The organism is Dyadobacter chenwenxiniae, assembly GCF_022869785.1.
Classification (GTDB): Bacteria; Bacteroidota; Bacteroidia; order Cytophagales; family Spirosomataceae; genus Dyadobacter; species Dyadobacter chenwenxiniae.
Genome location: NZ_CP094997.1, coordinates 1,722,688 through 1,744,238, shown reverse-complemented (window position 1 = coordinate 1,744,238; position 21,551 = coordinate 1,722,688). Strand labels below are relative to the sequence as shown.

Here is a 21,551-nt window from a genome sequence, read left to right as displayed (position 1 = left end):
AGAATGAATTACCAGGAAACATTGGATTATCTGTATAGCCGCCTGCCGGTTTTTCAGAATATCGGGGCCCGTGCTTTTAAGCCGGGCCTTCATACTACACAGGAGCTATGTAAGTTCCTGGGCGACCCTCAGAATGATTATCCGACATTGCATGTAGCTGGCACAAACGGCAAAGGAAGCACATCGCATATGCTTGCAGCCATACTCCAGCAGGCAGGATACAGGGTCGGACTCTACACTTCTCCTCATTTGAAGGATTTCAGGGAAAGAATTAAGGTAAATGGTGAATTTGTAACGGAAGACTTCATCATGCGATTTATCGGTGAAAATAAATCTAACATTGAAAGATTGTCTCCTTCTTTTTTCGAGGCGACCGTTGCCATGGCCTTTTCGTATTTCTCTAAGCAATCAGTTGATGTTGCGGTAATTGAAGTAGGGATGGGCGGGCGCCTTGATTCTACCAACATTATAACACCGGAACTCTCCCTGATCACAAATATCAGCCTGGACCATACTCAGTTTCTCGGTGAAACTCTGGAAGCAATTGCTGCTGAGAAAGCCGGTATCATTAAGCCGGAAGTCCCTGTTATTATAAGTGAAAAACAGAGTGAATCAATCGCGCATGTATTTTCCGCAGCGGCTGAGCAGGTAAATTCGCCCCTAATCTTTGCTTCCGCTGCATATGAAGTCCAGAAAACAGGTATGGAGGGTGGATTAATGGTGGTTGATGTGATTAAAAAAGAATCACTTAAACCTGTTTATTCCAGCTTACGTTTAGACCTTACCGGTGCTTATCAGTTGCAAAACATCGGTGGAGTGGTTGCTGCGATAGAGGCTTTGAATGAAGCTGGTTGGAAGTTGTCAGATACGGATGTTCGTGCGGGACTTGCATCAGTAACCAAGTTGACTGGCCTGAAAGGGCGCTGGCAAAAGTTGGGGGAAAAGCCGGACATTTATTGTGATACAGGCCATAATACAGCCGGGTTGGCTTCTGCGTTGGAACAATTTGATAGCGTTGCCAGTGGCTGTCAACGCTTCGTAATTGGTTTTGTTGGCGACAAGGACATTTCATCTATGCTGCGGTTGTTCCCATCGGAAGGCGTGTATTATTTTTGCCAGCCTTCTAATATGCGTGCGCTTGATGTAACGGAATTGATGCACCTTGCAGCTGTATATGGCCTTAAAGGAAAGGCTTTTTTGAACGTGAATGATGCTATGGAAGCAGCAGTAAGTGAATCGGAACCGGATGACACGATCTATGTGGGCGGGAGCACTTTTGTGGTAGCCGATATTAAGGATTTGTAATTGATATTTGAATAGAATGACGAGAAGAAAATTAGAGCACTACAAGTTTAGCGCCGTAGCGGCGAATGTTATTGAAGCAGGAAAACCATTATACACGCAGATCAAAGGCCAGTGGAACCAGTTATACTTTGAGAATGACAACCCGGTAATCGTTGAGCTTGCGTGCGGAAAGGGTGAATATACTGTGGGGTTGGGCAAGCAGTTTCCGGAAAAAAACTTCGTAGGAATGGACATTAAAGGTGATCGTATTGCCAGAGGGAGCCTGATCGCGACAGAATATGGCCTTAATAATGTTGCCTTTTTAAGAGCCGGGATCCAATATGCGGATGAGTTTTTTGAAGAAAACGAACTGTCTGAGATCTGGTTGATCCATCCGGATCCGCAGGTCAGGGATCGCGACGAAAACAAAAGACTCACGAATCCTACGTTTTTGGCACGCTACGCCAAATATTTAAAACCCGGAGGAATGTTTTATCTAAAAACCGACAGCACATTCCTTTACGAATACAGTTTGGAGAAACTAAGCGAATCCAACCGGTTCCAATTGATCGAACACACCGATGATCTTTATGAATCGCCATTGCATGACGAGCACTATGGCGTTAAGACGCATTACGAAAGCATTTTCGTGTCGAAGGGCTATACCATTAAATACATTAAAGCGACAGTCTTGTAAGCAAAGAGGCCTTTTTATCACATGATAAAAAGGCCTCTTATTTTTATGCGTATTAAGCTGATTACTTGCCAATCAAACTTGCGAAGTAATAAACTGTTCTAACCAATTGAGATACATATGACATCTCGTTGTCATACCAAGCCACAGTTCTAACGATCTGTGTATCACCAACTTTCTGTACTCTTGTTTGCGTAGCGTCAAACAATGATCCGTAGCTGATGCCGATGATATCGCTGCTTACGATTTCATCTTCTGTATATCCGTAGCTTTCGTTCGAAGCCTCTTTCATTGCTGCGTTGATCTCTTCAACAGAAGTTTCTTTGCCAAGAATAACTGTCAATTCAGTCAACGAACCAGTCAATGTTGGTACGCGTTGTGCAGAACCGTCCAATTTACCTTTCAGAGCAGGAAGAACAAGTCCGATTGCTTTCGCAGCTCCGGTGCTGTTAGGAACAATGTTTTGTGCGGCTGCACGGGCTCTTCTCAAATCACCTTTTGGGTGAGGTGAATCCTGAGTGTTCTGATCATTAGTATATGCGTGGATAGTGGTCATCAAACCATTAACGATGCCGAATTTCTCTTCCAACACCTGTGCCATTGGCGCAAGGCAGTTAGTTGTACAGGAAGCACCACTGATAATTGTTTCAGAACCGTCCAGGATGTCATGGTTAACATTGAAAACGATTGTTTTAAGATCGCCGGTAGCAGGAGCGGAGATAACTACTTTTTTCGCACCAGCTTTAATGTGAGCACTTGCGGACTCCTGGCTTGTAAAGAAACCTGTACATTCCAGAACCACGTCCACATCATGTGATCCCCAGGGGATTTGTGACGGGTCACGTTGTGCATAAATCACGATATTTTCGCCGTTCACGACAACCGAATTTTCGGTAGATTTCACGTCCGCATCGAAACGGCCCTGTGCAGTGTCATATTTAAGCAGGTGAGCCAATACTTTTGGGCTGGTAAGGTCATTGATCGCGACGATATCGATGCCTTCCATATTATAAATCTGACGATAAACCAGACGGCCGATACGGCCAAATCCATTGATAGCAACTTTTACTTTAGACATGTCTTTCTAGTGATTGTTTATTTCAGAGGCGAAATTAATAAAATTGCGCCCTTAATTAAAGGAATTGGGTAAAAAAGTAAGATTGCAGATGTATGCTGGTATACTATTTATATTAGTAATTTTCGGAAAGTGCTATTATTTTTAGCAATTCGCTATTTTTGCTAATATAAATAGTATTATTTCAGATACTTTTATTTATATCCTTTGATATATGTGTTTATATTTGCCTGTCTGAGGGAAGTCCCGCCTATGAGCGTCTATCAAGCCTAGCCAAGCGCTATTTTAACAGAGGAATTGTCTATTTTAAAGATTTGGTTGAAAGCTGATTTTTTGATACTTATTTTTGTTTAATTCAGTAACTATCTATATTACAGTACTTTAAAACAATTTAACTAATCCATTACTTAAACATGTTTATTGCAGAAAAGATTGAGTCTTATTGGTCAGATCGGGAATTATTAAAGGATCCGGCATCAGTGAATTACATTAAAGATATCATTGAAGAAGTGGATAAGGGTCGGCTTCGGGTAGCGGAACCTCAGGAAGATGGTTCATGGAAGGTAAATGAAGCATTAAAAAAAGCGATTATCCTGTATTTTCCTATTCAACAGATGTCCGTGAGTGAAGTAGGTATCTTTGAATACCATGATAAAATGAAACTCAAGACGGGTTATGATAAATTGGGCGTTAGAGTTGTCCCGCCCGCCGTTGCACGCTATGGTGCTTACATATCCAGAGGCGTGGTGTTGATGCCTTCTTACGTTAACATTGGCGCCTACATTGATGAAGGCACAATGGTTGACACCTGGGCGACCGTGGGAAGCTGCGCACAGATTGGAAAGCATGTACATTTAAGTGGTGGCGTTGGAATAGGTGGCGTCCTCGAACCTGTACAAGCGGCTCCTGTAATCATCGAAGATGGCGCTTTCATAGGATCCCGGTGCATTGTCGTAGAAGGCGCTCATATCGGCAAAAGAGCCGTGCTAGGGGCAGGCGTTACTATTACAGGAGGTTCCAAAATTATCGACGTGACCGGCAATGAGCCGATTGAGTACAAAGGATTTGTTCCAGCTGACTCCGTAGTTATCCCTGGCACTTTACCTAAGGAATTTGCGGCCGGGACATATCACGTTCCCTGTGCGCTGATCATTGGAAAGCGGAAAGCCAGCACTGATTTGAAAACATCATTAAATGATGCATTGCGAGAAAACAATGTGACAGTTTAATTTTATTAATTACAATGTTGAAAGAGCGTTATCTAAGATAACGCTCTTTTCCTTGTTTTATAGCCCATGAATGATGAAGCGTCTAGCTCGCTGTACAAATGTTAATTTAAATTGTTAACATTTACAATTTAACGTATTAACTAACACTGTAATCTTGTAAACTATATTTGTAGACAGTAATTGAATTTAGTAACTTTACAGGTAGCAATGTAAACTGAGCGTAGCATGGATTTAAATGACAAGATTAAACAGATCATGGTTGACAAAAATATGTCTCCATCCTTTTTTGCCGATGAGATCGGGATACAGCGTTCCAGCATGTCCCACATTATCGCAGGACGGAACAAGCCCAGTCTGGATATCGTACAGAAGATTGTCAGGCGCTTTCCGGAGCTCGGCACAAACTGGATTCTGGATGACGAAGTTTTGCCTATGATTTCCCCTGACATTTCAAGTGTTTCCGGCCCGACTCGATACTTCTCGAACGGAGGCGGGAATGCGGGTTTGGGAGCTGCGCATCCGGCAAGAAATCCAGATAGGAGCCAAGCAAATAAAAGCGCTGCCCTCCCCAATACAGCCACAGTAATGGCAAATGACAGACGGATTGAACAAATTATGATTTTCTACTCTGACGGGACATTTGAAGAGGTAAAACCAGCTTGAATAACATTGTTAAGTTATCTACCAACTATAAGAAACTAACTATTTCAACAGCAAAATTGTACCATTCAGATTCATTTCAGCGGTTTTTATGAGATAAGGGTAACTTCCTGCTGGAACTGGTGTGTTGTCTTTGTATTTCCCATCCCATGGAACGGAATAGCCATTCGAAGCGTAGATAACCTCACCCCAGCGGTTAAAAATTCGTATTTCCAGGATCTGATCCTTGGCATTGAAAATCTCAAAACGGTCATTATGCCCGTCATTGTTAGGTGTAAACGAAGTTGGAATATGCATTTTATCAATCACATACACCTGCGTTGACGCCTGAGCCTGGCAGCCATTCATCGATTCGACCATTAATGTATATTCCGTATCAACAAGTGGGGCAACAACGGCATCGCGAGCATCATTCGCAGAGACTAAGCCGTCAGGAGGCGACCACATATATGTATATGTCGCTCCCAAAGGGCTGATTATCGGCCGGAGCGTGGTTTTGGATCCCTCGATAACGCCCTTTTTTTCCGGAAGAGAAACCGTGAGAGACTCTTTGGTCACTAACAATGTATCGGAACCAGAGCATCCCGTTGCTTCACTGGTAATTTTGAGCATATAAGATCCCTGATCTTTCACTTGGAGCATAGGTCGGGTTTCCTCTAAAACCTGGGTATCCCTGCTCCACGAAATTGCCAGGCCGCCGGGAACAGTTCCTCCATTGGCCAGTAAGCCGCTAACTTCTCCATCACAGATGACTTGCTTATCGGCAGTGATAACCGCTTCAATCGGTGGAGCAAGTGCCACATTCACCACAAGGGAGGACGTATCCCGCGAACACTTTTTCGTATAGCTTTTGACAACGGAATAAACTCCGGTGTCACTTACTGCAATGCTTGCCGCAACTGCACCGGGTATATTCAGGCCATTGCGCTGCCATTGATATGCCCAATCCTCCGAACTTTCAGTTTCCAGCGTGACGGGCTGTTCAGGGCAGAACAGTACTTCCCTTACCGGCGTAGCATTCAACATAATAACCGGCTGCTCGGGCTGATCATCATTGCAATCAATCACTAAAAGCTGAAAATCCCTTCTGATCAAGCCAATTTGCCTGCCATTCCTATACTCTTCCACTTGTACGGTAAAGACATATAATCCTAGTCTGTTCGCCATGACGGTTAGTTGGCCAGCATTATCTATCGCCAGCGGTTTCGGTCCGGGGATTGTATTGGCTAACGAAATGCCGTTTTCCCAGGAAACCAACGGATAACCGGCCTTGGGTACATTGTTGCCATTAATCACATTAGGCGAGGTGTAACCCTGGTACGGCGTCACCAGAGAATACCTGAGGTCATCACCATCGGGATCCGAAGCAGACATGTTCATTGTGAATGAACGGTTGCTACATATATACTGCCCATTAGGTGATGAGAACTGCGGAGAAGCATTGCGTGTGCTTACGGGCGGGAATTCCAGATAGAATACCATTCCCATTTCACCCGGGAACTTAATGTTATTAATGTCTGAATTGCGACAGCATCGTTCCCATACAATGTAATAACCGTCCGGATCATTATAATTTTGATCCGACAACGTCACACTCCCATTGTAAGTACCAATCACCGTGTTCAGCGAACGCAGGTTTGCGCACGCTTTATTCTGATAAGGGATGGGTTCCGACGATATATACTGAACCCTGACCTGCTGCATGAACTCATTATCGCGCTTTCTGTAGATGAATAGCTCTGCAAACTCGTCCCGGTTTCCCTGTCCGTTCGCTGTTGGCTCTTGCAAATTGTTTTTATCCCAAAATTGTATCAAAGTGACCTCATATGATCCAGCCTTGGATTGTGGACGCATAACCAGCTCACCACCAACGATATGATCAGATTTAGCTGGCGTTGAAAGAAAAACTAACATTGATAAAACAACAGCAAAGCAACATAAATTTCTTGTCATCAGCAGTGCGTTTAGTGAAACAAAGCCGCCTAAATTTAACAATAGAACGTCCAAATTTAAACGACCCAGGGAAAAAAGTTGATACAGGGAAATTTAAATTAAATGTCCCTCAGATCCAATATTCAAACTTTACCGGACAGAGCAGGATAGTAAGATTCTGAATTAGGCATACTATTGCTATTATGATATAATTCATATCATTTATTGCATTTATTGAATATTTTCTCTCCCCCATACATTTAGATACGCACATTTTTTCAATCTAACCTATGATCACATGTGATGAAAAAACCACCTTAAACGCTCCCAAACAGTCTTATTACAGTCGTTTCAATTTTTAAACAGTCAAATCCCTAAGCGTATGAATGAAATTCGACAAACAAAGCTGGGCAGTTGCTTGCGGCTATTTGGGAAAATAGCATTGAGCCAGATTCTGATTGGTACTGCTGTTACCACAGTACTACAAGCAGGAACCATACCGAATCTCTCTGCCAAACATTTTGCATCAAGAGCAGACCGCGCGGTTGCGGGTAAAGTAGCGGATGACAAGGGTCTTGGCCTGCCGGGAGTCAGTGTCATTCTCAAAGGATCCAACACTGGAACTGTGACGGATTCGGAAGGAAATTATAGTCTTAGCATTCCTGAATCCGGAGAAAACATTTTAGTGTTTTCTTTTGTCGGGTACGTACCAAAAGAGATAACAGTGGGGAATCAGTCGTCCGTGAATGTGGAATTGGCGGTGGACACCAAAGCGCTGGAAGAAGTGGTCGTTGTGGGTTACGGCACCCAGCGCAAGCGTGACATTACTTCCGCTGTATCAGTGATCAGTATGGAAGATATTGGAGAAGTGCCTAAGTCCAATGTTACGCGTATGCTGCAAGGGCAGGCTCCGGGTGTAATCATTAAGCAAAAAAGCGGAACGCCTGGCCAGCAATTCGAGGTAAAAGTGCGCGGCATCAGCTCGTTAGGTGCAGGAAGTGATCCGCTGTATGTAATCGACGGATTCCCGGTCGGCACATCGGCGGGACAAAATCTAAACCCCAACGATATCGAGACCATTTCCATCCTGAAAGATGCCGCGGCAACGGCGATTTATGGTGCGCGTGGTTCCAATGGTGTGGTTCTGATCACGACAAAATCGGCAAAGGACGGAAAAACCAGTCTGAACATATCTGTTGATTATGGAATACAGAACGTTCCTGAAGGCAGAAAAACCAAGGTGCTTAATGGCCAGGACTTTGCGCAGTTCAAACGTGAAGTGTTCATTGGCCGCTACGTTCTTGCCAATAAAAAGCAGCCGGAAGAATCCGACATCCCCATTGATTTCAGAAATCCGCAGGACACAAAGTATTCTACAAACTGGTTTGACCTGATCCTGCACAACAATGCACCTTACAAGGACATTAACCTGACATTGTCATCAGGAAAAGGACCCATCAAATCCGTTCTCTCAGCGGGTTATTACAAGGAAGACGGCGCATTGCAATACACAGGCTACGACCGGGCCTCATTGCGGACCAACCTGGCAGGTGAAGTGAACAAGTTTATCACCATCGGAATGAACATTGCGGGAAGCTACTCCCGGTCCAGTTTGTCCAGCACAGACGGCCGTAATGCGCAGGTTGGATTAACATTGATCAGTGACCCGCGTTATCCTGCTTATGATGAAAAGGGCGAGTTAATCCCTTACTATAACGGTGTGGGTGATATTTTCGGGTTTCCGAATCCGCTTTATATGCTCAAAAACATCAAGCGGAACCGGAACATTGCGGACGTGCTGGCGAGTGGATACGTTGAACTGAACATCGCAAAGGGCCTTAAATTCCGGTCGTCTGTAAATGCAAAGATCAATTACAACACTTATAAAGAATTTGTGCCCTCCACGATCGGCTTGCCTGTACAGACGGGAACAAACGGTGCACCTCCGCGTATCGCCACCGAACGGGACGATTCGGAAGAGTTGAAAAATTATGCTGCTGACCAGGTATTGACCTACACCCCAACACTTGGTAAAGATCACGCATTGGAAGCAACAGTCGGATATTCCGCTCAGCAAGAGGTGGTTAAGGGACTATACGGATCGGGCAACACGTTCCCGGATGACCTGGCGCCATTCCTGGGCAATGCAACCATCCGTTCATCCAACTCCATGGAAAGAAAATGGACTATGATCGCCTACATTGCCAGGCTAAATTATTCATTCAGAGATAAATATCTTTTTTCTGCAACATTCCGCCGTGAAGGGAGTTCCAGATTCAGCGAAGGGCATCAATTCGGTAATTTTCCGGCAGCTTCGGTGGGCTGGCGGATCTCGGAAGAATCATTTATACCAAAAGCTTCCTGGCTAACCGACCTGAAATTGCGCGCGAGCTGGGGCATGACAGGGAATAACACGTATCGCGTGAGTGCCAATAACAATTTTGGGGTTTCACAAAATGCAGGCGACGACGGAAACTATGAAAGCTTGTCGTTCCTCGGCGTGAACAATTATATTTTCAACAACTCACTGGCTTCCGGGAAAACGGTTACACGCTTTGCAAACCCTGAACTAACCTGGGAAACTTCCAATCAGCTGGATATTGGTTTCGACCTGGCCACATTTGATAACAAACTGGTCTTCACAGCCGAATATTATAAGAAGATTACGGACGACATGCTCCTCGGTTACAACATTCCGGCGGTTTCAGGATTTACATCTACATTGAAAAACCTGGGTAAGGTGCAAAATCAGGGAATCGAACTGGCAGCGACCTATCGCATCAAAGTGGGCCAGGTTAACCTGAGAACGAATGCTAACATTACATTCAACCGCAACAAAGTGCTGGCGATCAGAGGACAAAACGATTTCATCCTGCAGGGAAGTCAGTATGGCGGCTATAACATTCAGCAAGTAGGCCGTCCGATCGGAATGATTTTCGGTTATCGCAAGCTAGGCATTTTCAATACACAGGCTGAAATCGATGCAGCTCCATTGCAGGAAGGCGCAGTGCCGGGTGCGATGAAATTCGCGGATTTGCACGGTGCACCAGATGGCGGACCGGATGGAATCGTGTCATATGATACCAAGGATATGACTGAGATCGGTAACCCAAACCCGAAATTCAACTGGGCCTGGACGGTAGGGGCCGATTACAAGCGATTTGATGTGAGTGTTTTGCTGATGGGGGCCTACAAATATGACATTTACCGGAATATCGAAGCCTCTACCATGAATATGGATGGTGTGTTCAATGTTCTGGAAAAAGCAAAAGACAGATGGAGATCGCCTGAAAATCCGGGCTCAAATCCCAATGGCAAGAATTCGCAGGGAGGAACGGATTATTTCAAATGGTCACGCGAGAGCAGCGAGCGTTATGTATATGACGGCACCCACATGTGGATCAAAAACATAACAATCGGCTATACGCTTCCTAATGTGAAAGGCATTCTATCGGATGCACGGATATTCGTGAATGCGGCCAACTTGCTTCTTGTGACCAAATATCCTGGAAACAACCCGGACGCTGGCGTTAGAGGCGGTACAGAGCTCAATAACGACGATGAGTCATATCCTGTACCAAGAACATTCTCCGCCGGTCTAAAACTTAATTTCTAAATCTGATGAAAACGAAAAAAATTACAGCAATAGGTTTAGTCCTGCTCCCGCTGCTCATATCCTCCTGCGGCGAAGATTTCCTGAACCAGACGGACCCGACAAAGGTGAATGTGGATTTGTTTTATAAAAACGAAGCACAGGCCAAACAGGCGCTGAATGGTGTTTACGGACAGGTGCAAACCATTACAACGCTCGGGTATTTGTTCGGTGAATTCCAGACGGACAACACAACCATCGACCTGAACCCTTCTGACCGTGGTGGCGCGGGCGGCTGGGAAGCATTTGAATTTTCAACTGTTAACTCGGGAAACGGTGAAATCAATGCAGTTTGGAACATTTATTACGCAACGCTCTATAATGCAAACCTCACACTCGAAAAACTGCCGGATGCGGAGATTGCGGATGGGCCCAAAAAGGAGATTGAAGGCCAGTTGAAGTTTTTACGAGCCTATTTATACTTCAATTTGGTGCAGTATTTTGGTGACGTGGTGATCGTCACCAGCACATTTACGGTCCCTGAGCCTACTTTCGATTTGGTAAGATCACCGCAAACGGAGGTTTGGGCACAAATCGAAAAAGACCTGAAAGAAGCCATTGCCTTGCTTCCTGCAAAATATGCAGCGGCAGGTGATAAGGGTCGGGCCACAAAAGGGGCAGCATTGTCACTGCTTGGCAAAACATATTTAACTACAAAAAAATATGCAGATGCCGTCACCACGCTAAAAGAAGTGACGACGCTCGGCTATGCGTTGAATACAAACTATGCAGACAATTTCGATCCGGCACCAGCCAAGAAAAATGGCCCCGAATCGATATTTGAAATACAATATCAGGGAGACAATGACCTGGGCGAGCAAAGCAGTTTTCAGTATGTGTTTGCGCCAAGGGTTTCCAAAGGTGCGGTGACAGGCTTTGCCGCGGGCGGAAACGGGGGCAGAAATTCGCCCACCAATGACATGATCGCAGCTTACGAGACGGGTGATCTAAGGAAAGACCTTTCGCTCAAAACAAGCTTTACACTGGATGGCAAGGTTTATCCGGTCCCGCATGTTACCAAATACAATTATCCGCATACGATTATAGGCAGGACCAACACAAACTGGCCTGTTTTGCGCTACTCAGATGTTTTGCTAATGTTGGCGGAAGCTATAAATGAGCAAAGCGGCCCCACAGCCGAAGCAGCCGACTATCTGAACCAGGTTAGAAAGCGCGCAGGGTTGGCAGCAACCAAAGCGACCGGCAAAGCAGTTTTCCGGACAGCCGTGCTGAAAGAACGAAGAGTAGAACTGGCATTTGAAAATCATCGCTGGTTCGATCTGAAAAGGACCAAAACTCCGGCGGAATGGGCTGCATTCATGAATGCACACGGAGCGGCTGAAAGGGCGAAGCCAACCATCGACCGGGGCAATGTTCCCTTTAACTCAACGGATTACGTGTTTACCGAGAACGAATATCTGTTGCCAATCCCCGCGCCGCAGATCCTTATTAATGCCAAACTGACCCAAAACCCGGGATATTAAGTGTTCGAATTGATTTGAATTGGATCACAATAAGGAGAGGCGCTGGAAGACGGCCGTTTCTCCTTATTAATTTTACAAGGAAACCAATAAATATTTCGTTATAAAATAGACTTCCCAGTAATTCATTATTGGAAACCTTCTAAAAAGTCACGGTATTTAAATAAAATAACAAGACAGAACAGGATAGTCCACAAGCATATTCGTTCTAGTATTGTAATGTTACAGGCTGACTTTAAGCCGAGTTCCTAAACCACTAACCCGCTGCATTGTGTTACTTGAAGCAACCGAAACTTTCTGGCTTTGGCAATTTTTAGGACGTTTACATCCTATGATGGTCCATTTTCCCATAGGACTTTTATTAGTTGCCCTGATCCTTGAACTGATAGACTGGAAACGCAAATCAACGGGTTTGCGTGACGCAGTCGGCATTTTGACCTGGATCGGCGCGGCGAGCGCTGCCTTTTCCGTCACATTCGGCTTATTGCTTTCCGATGCAGAGCAGTCCGAAGGACAAACATTTGAAATACACCGCTGGGCTGGCTTTATCACATTGGGGCTAGCCGTACTGGCAACTATATCACTCCGAAACGTTAACAGGAATATTTATCGGTCCTTATTATTTATCACCGTGTTCGGAGTGTCATTTGCAGGCCATTACGGCGCAATGATCACCCACGGCGATGATTATCTCACAAGCGTTTTACCATCGTCCGTTGAGCCGGAGCAGGAACAGTCCAATGAAGATCCGGCTGATTTTGTACTTACAAACAATGGTGCGCTGAATCCGCAGCAAATACAGGACCTGAATGTGGAAGTAAGAACAATCCTGGCACACAACTGTTACAGCTGCCATGGTGAAGCTAAATCCAAAGGCGATTTGCGGCTGGATAGCAAGGAAGCCATTATGAAAGGCGGTGAGAATGGTGTCGTCGTTGTTCCTGTTCATCCCGATAAAAGCGAGATCATCCGCCGTATTACATTGCCTAAGGGCGATAAAGAAGCGATGCCGACGAAAGGCAAGCGCCTGACAGAAAGAGAAGTGAAAGTGCTGAAATATTGGATAGAGAAAGGAGCCTTATGGCCGGACGGCAAGCAGAAGAGCATTTACAGGGTCGCTGCGTTGGAACCCAGAACGCCTGAACTTCCTCCCGCAAGCGGCGACATCGTGCAGCCTGTGGACCGTTTGGTTAATGCGTATTTTCAAAAAAATAAAATTGCCTGGAAACCGGCTGTCAACGACCGTATCTACATGCGCAGGCTTTACCTGGATATCATCGGCCTTTTGCCGCCCCCCGAAAAGGTGGAAGCTTTTGTTGCAGATGAGCGTCCTGATAAAAGAGAACAACTGGCAAAAGAGTTGCTGAACCGCAACGACGATTATGCCCAGCACTGGATGTCGTTCTGGAATGATGCGCTTCGGAATGATTACTCAGGAACAGGATACATTACCGGCGGCAGGTTTGACATTACCAAATGGCTTTACGCTTCTTTGGAGGTTAACAAACCTTACAACTGGTTTGTGAAAGAACTGATCAGTCCTACCAAAGCGTCCGCAGGTTTTATCAAAGGGATCAAATGGCGTGGAACGATTAATTCCAGTCAACGCACCGAAATGCAGGCGGCGCAAAATGTGTCACAGGTTTTTCTTGGGCTTAACCTCAAATGCGCTTCTTGTCACGACAGTTTCATCAGCGATTGGAAGCTGGCAGACTCTTACGCATTCGCAAACATTTTCGCCGACACATTGCTGGAGATAAACCGTTGCGATAAGCCGACCGGAAAAATCGCGGGGACAAAAATGCTTTTTCCTGAGCTTGGCGAAATCAGCGTAAATGCAAGCACTGAAAAAAGGCTTCGGGAACTCGCGGACTTCCTGGTTCAACCCAAAGACGGCAGGCTTTACCGGACGGCAGTTAACCGGATCTGGGCCCAGCTTCTGGGCCGCGGCATCGTAGAACCTGTCGACATGATGGACAACATGCCATGGAGCGAAGATCTGCTCGATTGGCTGGCTTCGGATTTTGCGGCCAACGGTTATGACATGAAAAAATTGATATACACGATTGTCACTTCGAAGACCTATCAGCTGCCTTCCTCATCGGTGAAAGAAGCCAGCGACATCATGGCCAACGATTATAAGTTCACCGGCATGGTAAGAAGAAGGCTCACTGCCGAGCAATTCTCGGACGCGATCAGCACTGCCTTCAACCCGATGTATGCCGACTCTGCGGTGGTATACAAATTGCTTCCCGACGACATTAAAACGCGCCTGCCATTTCCGCGTGCAGCTTTTGTAAAAAATGATCCTTTCCTGACATCATTGGGCCGGCCAAACCGGGAGACGGTAAGCACATCGCGCACTTCACAAGCTAACCTTTTGCAAGCGCTAGAACTTACGAACGGCAGCAAATTCACCAATACATTAAAGCAGGGTTCAAAAGTTTGGAAGGCCAGATATGCGACTTCCGATTCGCTCGTAACTGCGCTTTATCAAAAAGCTTTGGGCAGGACGCCGCTTGAAAAAGAGCTTGCCGCAGCGAAACGAATTCTCGGTCCGAAGCCCAACGAAGAGAGCATTCAGGATCTGGTCTGGGCAATTGCGCTCGTTCCGGAATTTCAATTAATATATTAAGGCTTATATGATAAATATGAATGCAAAATATATAGCATTATGTATTTATAAAAAGTAAGTTATTATAAAACTTTTTATCCATTAAATACATAGTCTTAATATAAAAAGTATTGAATGGGTAAAAAGTAAATTTCACAACATGTTATTATTGAACTAATTAAAAAATATAGAAAGATGAATATTCAATGGAATAGGAGGGAGTTTCTGCAAAGAGCCAGCGCCGCAACAATGGCTGCACTGGCAGCCGGAGCACCCGTATCAAACATTCTTTCATCTTGTAAAGGAAAATCCGGATCCAATTCATCGGCTGACACCGTCATTTTGCTGTGGATGGCGGGTGGCATGGCGCACACCGAAACATTTGATCCGAAGCTTTACACGCCGTTCGAAAAGGACATGGAAGGCAACCGGGTGCTCAGCACTTTCAAGTCTGTGCCGACCGTTCTGGACGGGATCCATTTCTCGGACGGCTTGCAATCCATAGGAAAAGTGATGGACAAAGGCACATTGATCCGCTCGTATGTTGCGGCGGATATGGGACACATTCTGCATTCGAGACATCAGTATCACTGGCATACTTGCTATGAACCGCCGCAGACCGTAGCAGCGCCTCATATGGGCTCATGGATAGCAAAAGAACTGGGGCCTAAAAATCCGGTTATACCGGCATTCGTCGACATTGGCCAGCGATTCACGGTAGGCGAAGCAGAAGAATTAAAGGCTTTTCATACGGCAGGGTTCCTGGGAAATGAGTTCGGTCCGTTCTTTATTCCTGACCCGAGCCAGGGCCTGGACAGTGTGCGGCCGCCGGTGGGTATGGACGCCAAACGGTTTGAGCGCAGGAACCAGCTTTACAATGAGCTGATCAATAACAGCCCGGTGGGCGAATTTGGCAGTGATTACCAGCGCGAATCTTTGAAAAGGTCGATGGAGCAGGCATATGCATTGCTGAATTCGCCCGAATCCAAAGCATTTGACCTCAGTACTGAGCCGAAAGAAAGCTATAACATTTACAATACAGGCAAATTCGGCCTCGGTTGCCTGCTGGCCCGCCGGCTCACCGAGCAAGGTGCAAGGTTTATCAGCGTAACCACTGAATATGAACCATTTAAAGGTTGGGATACGCATGAAAATGGCCATACGCGGCTGGAAGAAATGAAAAGACAGATCGATGGACCCATAGCACAGTTGATCAAAGATCTGGACAAGCAAGGCTTGCTGGACCGTACGATGGTCGTGCTTGCGAGCGAGTTCAGTCGCGATATGATGGTGGAAGGAAAACCGGACGCCAAAGTGCTGGAACAAGTACAGCAACCGGACATTCTTTCAGATTTGAAATTCTACGGAATGCACCGCCATTTCACCGACGGAGGCTCGATGTTAATGTTCGGCGGGGGAATCAAAAAAGGGTTTGTCTATGGAAAGACAGCGGATGAACGTCCCTGCAAAACGATTGAAAATCCGATCAAGATTGACGGCGTACACCAGACCATTTACCACGCCCTCGGCATCCCGGAAGACACCCAGTACGAAGTCGAAAAACGCCCGTTCTACACAACACCGGACGGGAAAGGAAAAGCAGTGATGGATTTGTTGTCATAATAGTTAAACGTAAGCAAAAACGCCAGGCAGAATCTGCCTGGCGTTTTTTTATGGGTTATATCCAAAAAAGTCATGCTAATTAAATATTTATTAAAACCAGACAGAGCAGGATAGTCCGTTGTGTCAATCAACCTAGTATTGCAACAATATTACTATAAGGATTAATTTTTGTCCTAAACGAATACAAAAATTGGTTTCTGTCCATCCTCAATTTCGATTCCTAAACCCTTAAAAACGTTCTCAACTAACCCTGATTCCTATGAAAACATGAACCATCTGAAAGAAGCCATCACGACGAAAAAGTAGCAGCCCTGCTAATCACTAAACCGCTAAAACATCATCTTATGAATCAATCTCGACAATCATCCTATTGTGCACGGTTGAATTCCCTCATCAAGCTTTCTCTGAGCCAGGTGCTCATTGGCACGGCTTGCGGGATCTCGGCCATTGCAACTCCGATTTTTACGCCTGACCCCGTTTTCAAAAACAAGACCATTACCGTTGATAAAACCATAAAAGGAAAGGTTATTGACGAAGCCGGCGAAAAAGTGCCAGGCGTAAGCATTGTTCTCAAAGGGTCTACAACCGGTACCGTTACCGACGCTGAAGGAACCTATACAATTAATGTCCCCGACGCTGGCGGAACATTGATTTTCTCTTCGGTAGGCTTTCTGTCTCAGGAAGTTCCCATCGGAAGCAGCGCAAATATCGATGTCAAGCTTGCCACAGACTCCAAAGCACTTACCGAAGTGGTGGTTGTGGGCTATGGTAGCCAGTTGAAAAGAGAGATTACAGGCGCTGTGCAAACAGTAAGTGCAGCAGACATTAAGGATGTTCCTGTTTCACAGATCACCCAAAAACTGCAGGGACGTCTTGCGGGTGTGCAGATCAACCAGACAACGGGTAAACCAGGACAGGGAATGTCCGTTCGTGTTCGTGGCCAGGTGTCGGTTTCTGCCGGTAGCGATCCTTTGTATGTCATCGACGGTTTCCCGATCACAGGCAATATCGCTGCTTTGAACCCGGATGAGATTGAAGACATTTCCGTATTGAAAGATGCCGCGTCGACTTCCCTCTACGGTTCGCGTGCAGCCAACGGTGTTGTACTTATCACAACGAAACGTGGCAAACCGGGTGAAACCAATGTTGGGTTTACCGCATACTACGGGATTCAGAATGTTCCTGAAAAAGGCCGCGTGAAAATGTTGAATGCTCAGGAATTTGCCCAGTTTAAAAAAGAACTGTACGAGGATGAAAACAAACCAGTGCCCGTACAATTTCAAAATCCATCGGAGTATGCGGATAAAGACAATGACTGGTATGACGCCGTTTTGCGGTCCGCACCGATTCAAAGTTATAACCTGACAATCTCTTCCAATAAGGATAAGCTGAGAACATCCCTTGTGGCAGGTATTTTTAACCAAAAAGGAGTTGTAATCAATAATGACTATAAGCGTTATTCTTTGCGGATGAACTCGGAGTATGATCTGTCTGATAAAATTCAGATCGGCTTCAACATCGCTCCGCAGTACATTTATGACAACACGCCAAGAACAGATGGTGACCGCGGAACAGGCATCCTATTCAATGCATTGCACACCTGGCCTGTCATGCCGATTAGGGATGCCAATGGTGAGCTGACAAAATCTAACAAGTTTCCCGAGGGCACCGGTAATATTTTTGAATATCCAAACTGGGTCAGGGCGGCACAAGAATTAATAAACGAAAACAAAAACACCAAGCTGCTTGGCAACACATATCTGGTTTTCAGCCCGATCAAAGGATTGAAACTGAGAACAACATTGAACATAGAATATGAAAACAATAAGTTTTTCTTCTTCAATCCCTCGACGGCAACCAGTAGTATAAACGTCGCTATTCCTACCACAGCAGTCTCTACCCGTCAAAGTCTGGAAAATGTAGGCTGGTTGAATGAGAATACCGCGGTTTACAACCGCAGCTTTGGTGACCATAATTTCGAATTACTGGCAGGTTTCACCCAACAGCGCTATCGTCAGGATTTCACCAGCATAACGGCTGATACTTATACCGATGACAGACTCCCAACCGTACAGGGGGCAATCAACATCAACCGCGCCGGAACACAAACGGGTGCGAACGAATGGGCATTGACTTCTTATCTTTCCCGCCTTTCTTACAACTACAAGGGAAAATATCTTTTCACTGCGGCTGTACGCGCTGATGGTTCGTCCCGTTTTGGGTCTGACAACCTTTGGGGAACATTCCCGTCCGCTTCTGCTGGCTGGGTAATTTCCGACGAAGAATTTCTTAAAAATGTAAGACAGGTTTCCTTCGCGAAAATACGTGGTAGCTTCGGTGTAATCGGTAATAACAACATCGGTAACTACACGCAGTATGCCCTGGTAAACAACACTACCAATGCCGTCTTCGGTAGTACGGTAGCGACTGGTGCTGTTGTATCATCTTTGGCCAACAGAAATTTAGGCTGGGAAACCACGAAACAATTTGACATGGGACTTGACTTGGGATTGTTCAACGACAGGATCCAGTTTATTTACGACTACTATACCAAACGGACCACCAATTTGCTTTATGCTGTGCAGGTTCCGCAGGAATCGGGTTTTCCGTTCTACAATGACAACATTGGAGAGATTAAATTATGGGGTCATGAATTCTCTTTGACAACCAGGAACCTCGACGGAAAACTGAAATGGACAACCAACGCAAACATTTCTTTCAACAGAAATAAAGTGATGGAACTTGCACCGGGAATTGATCGCGTGTACGGAACATTCCACATTTCGCAGGTAGGCCAGCCTTTTGGGCAGTTCTATGGAATGGTAAAAGAAGGTTTTTACACAAGCGCCGAAGATCTGGCTAACTCACCTGTAATCCCCGGACGTTCGGCTATTGGAACAATCAAATTAAAAGACGTGAATGGTGACGGCAAAATTACATATGGTGGCGACGCGGATGACCGCACCATTATCGGTAACCCCTTCCCAAAATTCACTTACGGGATTGTGAATGACCTGAAATACGGCAACTGGGATTTCTCTATCGCAGGATCGGGCTCCTATGGAAACGACCTCTGGGTGCGCCACCTTTACAGTACTGCTAACCTCGACGGTGTGTTCAATATGGTTGCAGGTGTAAAAGACCGTTTCCGTGTGAAAAACACAACTGTTGATGGAATTGGTGTTGCAACGACGGTAATTAGCCAAGGCAATGGAATGTACGGGGCGACAAATAATGGCGGTAACTTCACGGGTGTTGAGCGTGACTGGAACAGCTCACATTTCGTAGCCGATGCTTCTTATTTTACAATCAAGAACATCACCATTGGTTATAACATTGGCAAAGTGAACAAATTCTTCAAGTCCGCCCGTGTTTATGGTTCTATCCAGCAGGTGTATGTATTTACCAAATACTGGGGTGGACCAAACCCTGAAACCAGTGCACAAGGTGATGGAAACGGTAATGGTGGTAACCTGAGCCAGGGTGTGGATTTCTCGAACTATCCTGTGCCGCGTACCTGGACTTTGGGTGTAAATTTCAACTTCTAAGCCAGCCAACATTCAACTCATTATTAATTATCAGAAGATGAAAAAAAGATATATAGCGACCTGGCTCCTCACATTTGCATTAGCAGGATGCCGCGAAGAATTTTTAACGGTTATCCCCGAGACTGCATTGAGTTACGGAATTTTCTTTAAAACGGAATCAGATTTTCAGCAGGCTGTGAATGCGGCTTACGTTCCCTTCCGTCAGATGTTCAACGAACGCGCCTGGGTTTTGGAAGAAATGCACTCGGATAACACGTATTACGCAAGAAACACGCTGTATGGTGCGGTGGATCCAACAGAGAACGTTGCAGATTTCGCCGTTCCTACGGCGGGTGGCGTAACTGCAAATGATAACGTTTTGGTTCAATATCGCCTTAATTACCAAATCATTGCGAGAGCCAACCAGATTCTGGCATTGATTGATGGCGTAGACTTTGCAGAAGCATCTAAGAACAACCTGAAAGGACAGGCATTGTTCCTGAGAGCTTTCGCTTACTTTGATCTGGTTCGTTTGTTTGGTAAAGTGCCGCTTCACCTTGTTCCGGTAGTTGGACGTGAAGACGCTGCATCTCCACTGGCCGCCACAGAGGAAATCTACGCCCAGATTGAAAAGGATGCGAAAGAAGCAGGCGCACTGCTTCCTAACAAAGCAAAACAGGAAGCTGGCCGTGCTACATCAGGCGCTGCAAAAACCGTTCTGGCCAACCTTTATATTACCCAAAAGAAATGGGCGTTGGCAGAACCAATCCTGAAAGACGTCATTACAAACGACGGTTACAGCCTGATGCCTGAATACGCAAATGCGTTCTCGACAACGACCGCTAACAAAAACAATGCGGAATCTGTGTTTGAGATCCAGTATATGGAAGGTTCGGCAGGATACAACGGAAATCAGATTTACCGTTTCATTCCGTCCCCGATTTCTGCGACTGAAATTGCTCCGATTACCGGAACCTCCAATCCCCAGGCCACTTCTCAGGAGAGTAACAACATTCCAACGCCTGATTTGATTGCCGCTTATGAAGCGGGTGACAAGCGTAAGGATGCTTCTATCGGTTATGTCACATTGAGTGGAAGTCTTGCAGAGAATAAGGTTTATCCTTATATCAAAAAATATGCAAAAACGCACTCGTTGCACAACAACACGGGTCAAAACTGGCCGGTATACCGTTACGCCGAAGTGTTGCTTTTCATGGCAGAAACACTTAACGAGCAAGGAAAGCCAGCAGAAGCAGCCATTTATCTGAACCAGGTTCGCACACGTGCAGGTCTCGCAGCCACCAAGGCTACGTCTCAGGCAACCATGCGCGAAGCAATTTTCAAGGAAAGACGCGTTGAGCTTGCATTCGAAAACAAACGCTGGTTTGACTTAACAAGAACGGGACGTGTGAAGGAAATCATCGGCGCTTACGGAGCAAAAGTCAAAGCAAATCCACAAGCTTACTATTTCCCAAAAGGAGCCGTTCCTCCACCAAACGCCTTCACCGTCCTAGACGACTACTATGGCCTCCCAGCCGTAGAAGCAGCCTTGACGCCGCATTTCTAGGATAGCGTTTTTCACGAATGATTGAATGAGTGAATGAGTGAATGTTGAATACGATTCAATAATTCGATCATTCGCTCATTTTTTTATTCAGTCGTTCGCCCATTCACTCAATCAATCAATCAATCAATCAATCAATCATTCACTCATTCAATCATTCAGCGCAACGGCGCCCGCTCATTCAATCATTCAATCATTTAACATTAAACTTCTCCG

General features: G+C 45.6%; 12 protein-coding genes. 10 read left to right on the top strand and 2 right to left on the bottom strand.

What is annotated here, in order from left to right:
- The first annotated feature begins 3 nt into the window (after window positions 1-3).
- Window positions 4-1,305 (top strand): bifunctional folylpolyglutamate synthase/dihydrofolate synthase, encoded by a 1,302-nt coding sequence (locus MUK70_RS07215; RefSeq protein WP_234656097.1) that lies wholly within the window; start codon window positions 4-6, stop codon window positions 1,303-1,305.
- 16 nt (window positions 1,306-1,321) lie between these two features.
- The gene (gene trmB / locus MUK70_RS07210) at window positions 1,322-1,981 is read left to right on the top strand and encodes a tRNA (guanosine(46)-N7)-methyltransferase TrmB (RefSeq protein ID WP_234656098.1); all 660 of its coding nucleotides are present in this window, start codon (window positions 1,322-1,324) and stop codon (window positions 1,979-1,981) included.
- A gap of 61 nt (window positions 1,982-2,042) precedes the next feature.
- On the opposite strand, the gene gap is transcribed toward trmB, so the two are convergent.
- Window positions 2,043-3,056, bottom strand: a complete 1,014-nt coding sequence (gene gap, locus MUK70_RS07205; protein WP_234656099.1) for a type I glyceraldehyde-3-phosphate dehydrogenase — start codon at window positions 3,054-3,056, stop codon at window positions 2,043-2,045.
- A gap of 410 nt (window positions 3,057-3,466) precedes the next feature.
- Here gap and MUK70_RS07200 point away from each other — a divergent pair, with 410 nt between their 5' ends.
- Window positions 3,467-4,282: a 2,3,4,5-tetrahydropyridine-2,6-dicarboxylate N-succinyltransferase gene (locus tag MUK70_RS07200; protein WP_234656100.1), complete on the top strand. Its 816-nt coding sequence runs from the start codon at window positions 3,467-3,469 to the stop codon at window positions 4,280-4,282.
- A 225-nt stretch (window positions 4,283-4,507) separates the two neighbouring features.
- Complete coding sequence (locus MUK70_RS07195) at window positions 4,508-4,945, top strand: helix-turn-helix transcriptional regulator (protein WP_244784742.1); 438 nt, start codon at window positions 4,508-4,510, stop codon at window positions 4,943-4,945.
- A 39-nt stretch (window positions 4,946-4,984) separates the two neighbouring features.
- Here the strand turns inward: MUK70_RS07195 and MUK70_RS07190 are convergent, their stop codons facing one another.
- The gene (locus MUK70_RS07190) at window positions 4,985-6,856 is read right to left on the bottom strand and encodes a T9SS type B sorting domain-containing protein (RefSeq protein WP_234656102.1); all 1,872 of its coding nucleotides are present in this window, start codon (window positions 6,854-6,856) and stop codon (window positions 4,985-4,987) included.
- A 400-nt stretch (window positions 6,857-7,256) separates the two neighbouring features.
- Between MUK70_RS07190 and MUK70_RS07185 the strand changes: the two genes are divergently transcribed.
- From MUK70_RS07185 to MUK70_RS07160, 6 genes are all read left to right on the top strand, one after another.
- Entirely contained in the window at window positions 7,257-10,490 is a 3,234-nt protein-coding gene (locus tag MUK70_RS07185) for a SusC/RagA family TonB-linked outer membrane protein (RefSeq protein ID WP_234656103.1), read from the top strand.
- 5 nt (window positions 10,491-10,495) lie between these two features.
- Window positions 10,496-12,010: a RagB/SusD family nutrient uptake outer membrane protein gene (locus MUK70_RS07180; RefSeq protein ID WP_234656104.1), complete on the top strand. Its 1,515-nt coding sequence runs from the start codon at window positions 10,496-10,498 to the stop codon at window positions 12,008-12,010.
- 328 nt (window positions 12,011-12,338) lie between these two features.
- The gene (locus MUK70_RS07175; protein ID WP_234656205.1) at window positions 12,339-14,642 is read left to right on the top strand and encodes a PSD1 and planctomycete cytochrome C domain-containing protein; all 2,304 of its coding nucleotides are present in this window, start codon (window positions 12,339-12,341) and stop codon (window positions 14,640-14,642) included.
- 174 nt (window positions 14,643-14,816) lie between these two features.
- Window positions 14,817-16,244 (top strand): DUF1501 domain-containing protein, encoded by a 1,428-nt coding sequence (locus MUK70_RS07170; RefSeq protein ID WP_234604889.1) that lies wholly within the window; start codon window positions 14,817-14,819, stop codon window positions 16,242-16,244.
- 344 nt (window positions 16,245-16,588) lie between these two features.
- A complete protein-coding gene (locus tag MUK70_RS07165; RefSeq protein WP_234656105.1) occupies window positions 16,589-19,792 on the top strand; it encodes a SusC/RagA family TonB-linked outer membrane protein in 3,204 nt (1,067 codons plus the stop codon).
- Window positions 19,793-19,829: 37 nt separating this feature from the next.
- Window positions 19,830-21,338, top strand: coding sequence for a RagB/SusD family nutrient uptake outer membrane protein (locus MUK70_RS07160; RefSeq protein WP_234656106.1), 1,509 nt, complete (start codon window positions 19,830-19,832; stop codon window positions 21,336-21,338).
- Window positions 21,339-21,551: the final 213 nt, after the last annotated feature.

Excerpts from the sequence above, each read along its gene's own strand:
- MUK70_RS07185 (WP_234656103.1), top strand. The coding sequence starts at position 7,257 with ATGAATGAAATTCGACAAACAAAGCTGGGCAGTTGCTTGCGGCTATTT.
- MUK70_RS07215 (WP_234656097.1), top strand. The coding sequence starts at position 4 with ATGAATTACCAGGAAACATTGGATTATCTGTATAGCCGCCTGCCGGTT.
- trmB (WP_234656098.1), top strand. The coding sequence starts at position 1,322 with ATGACGAGAAGAAAATTAGAGCACTACAAGTTTAGCGCCGTAGCGGCG.
- MUK70_RS07165 (WP_234656105.1), top strand. The coding sequence starts at position 16,589 with ATGAATCAATCTCGACAATCATCCTATTGTGCACGGTTGAATTCCCTC.
- MUK70_RS07190 (WP_234656102.1), bottom strand. The coding sequence starts at position 6,856 with ATGTTAGTTTTTCTTTCAACGCCAGCTAAATCTGATCATATCGTTGGT.
- gap (WP_234656099.1), bottom strand. The coding sequence starts at position 3,056 with ATGTCTAAAGTAAAAGTTGCTATCAATGGATTTGGCCGTATCGGCCGT.
- MUK70_RS07180 (WP_234656104.1), top strand. The coding sequence starts at position 10,496 with ATGAAAACGAAAAAAATTACAGCAATAGGTTTAGTCCTGCTCCCGCTG.
- MUK70_RS07175 (WP_234656205.1), top strand. The coding sequence starts at position 12,339 with ATGATGGTCCATTTTCCCATAGGACTTTTATTAGTTGCCCTGATCCTT.
- MUK70_RS07160 (WP_234656106.1), top strand. The coding sequence starts at position 19,830 with ATGAAAAAAAGATATATAGCGACCTGGCTCCTCACATTTGCATTAGCA.
- MUK70_RS07195 (WP_244784742.1), top strand. The coding sequence starts at position 4,508 with ATGGATTTAAATGACAAGATTAAACAGATCATGGTTGACAAAAATATG.
- MUK70_RS07170 (WP_234604889.1), top strand. The coding sequence starts at position 14,817 with ATGAATATTCAATGGAATAGGAGGGAGTTTCTGCAAAGAGCCAGCGCC.
- MUK70_RS07200 (WP_234656100.1), top strand. The coding sequence starts at position 3,467 with ATGTTTATTGCAGAAAAGATTGAGTCTTATTGGTCAGATCGGGAATTA.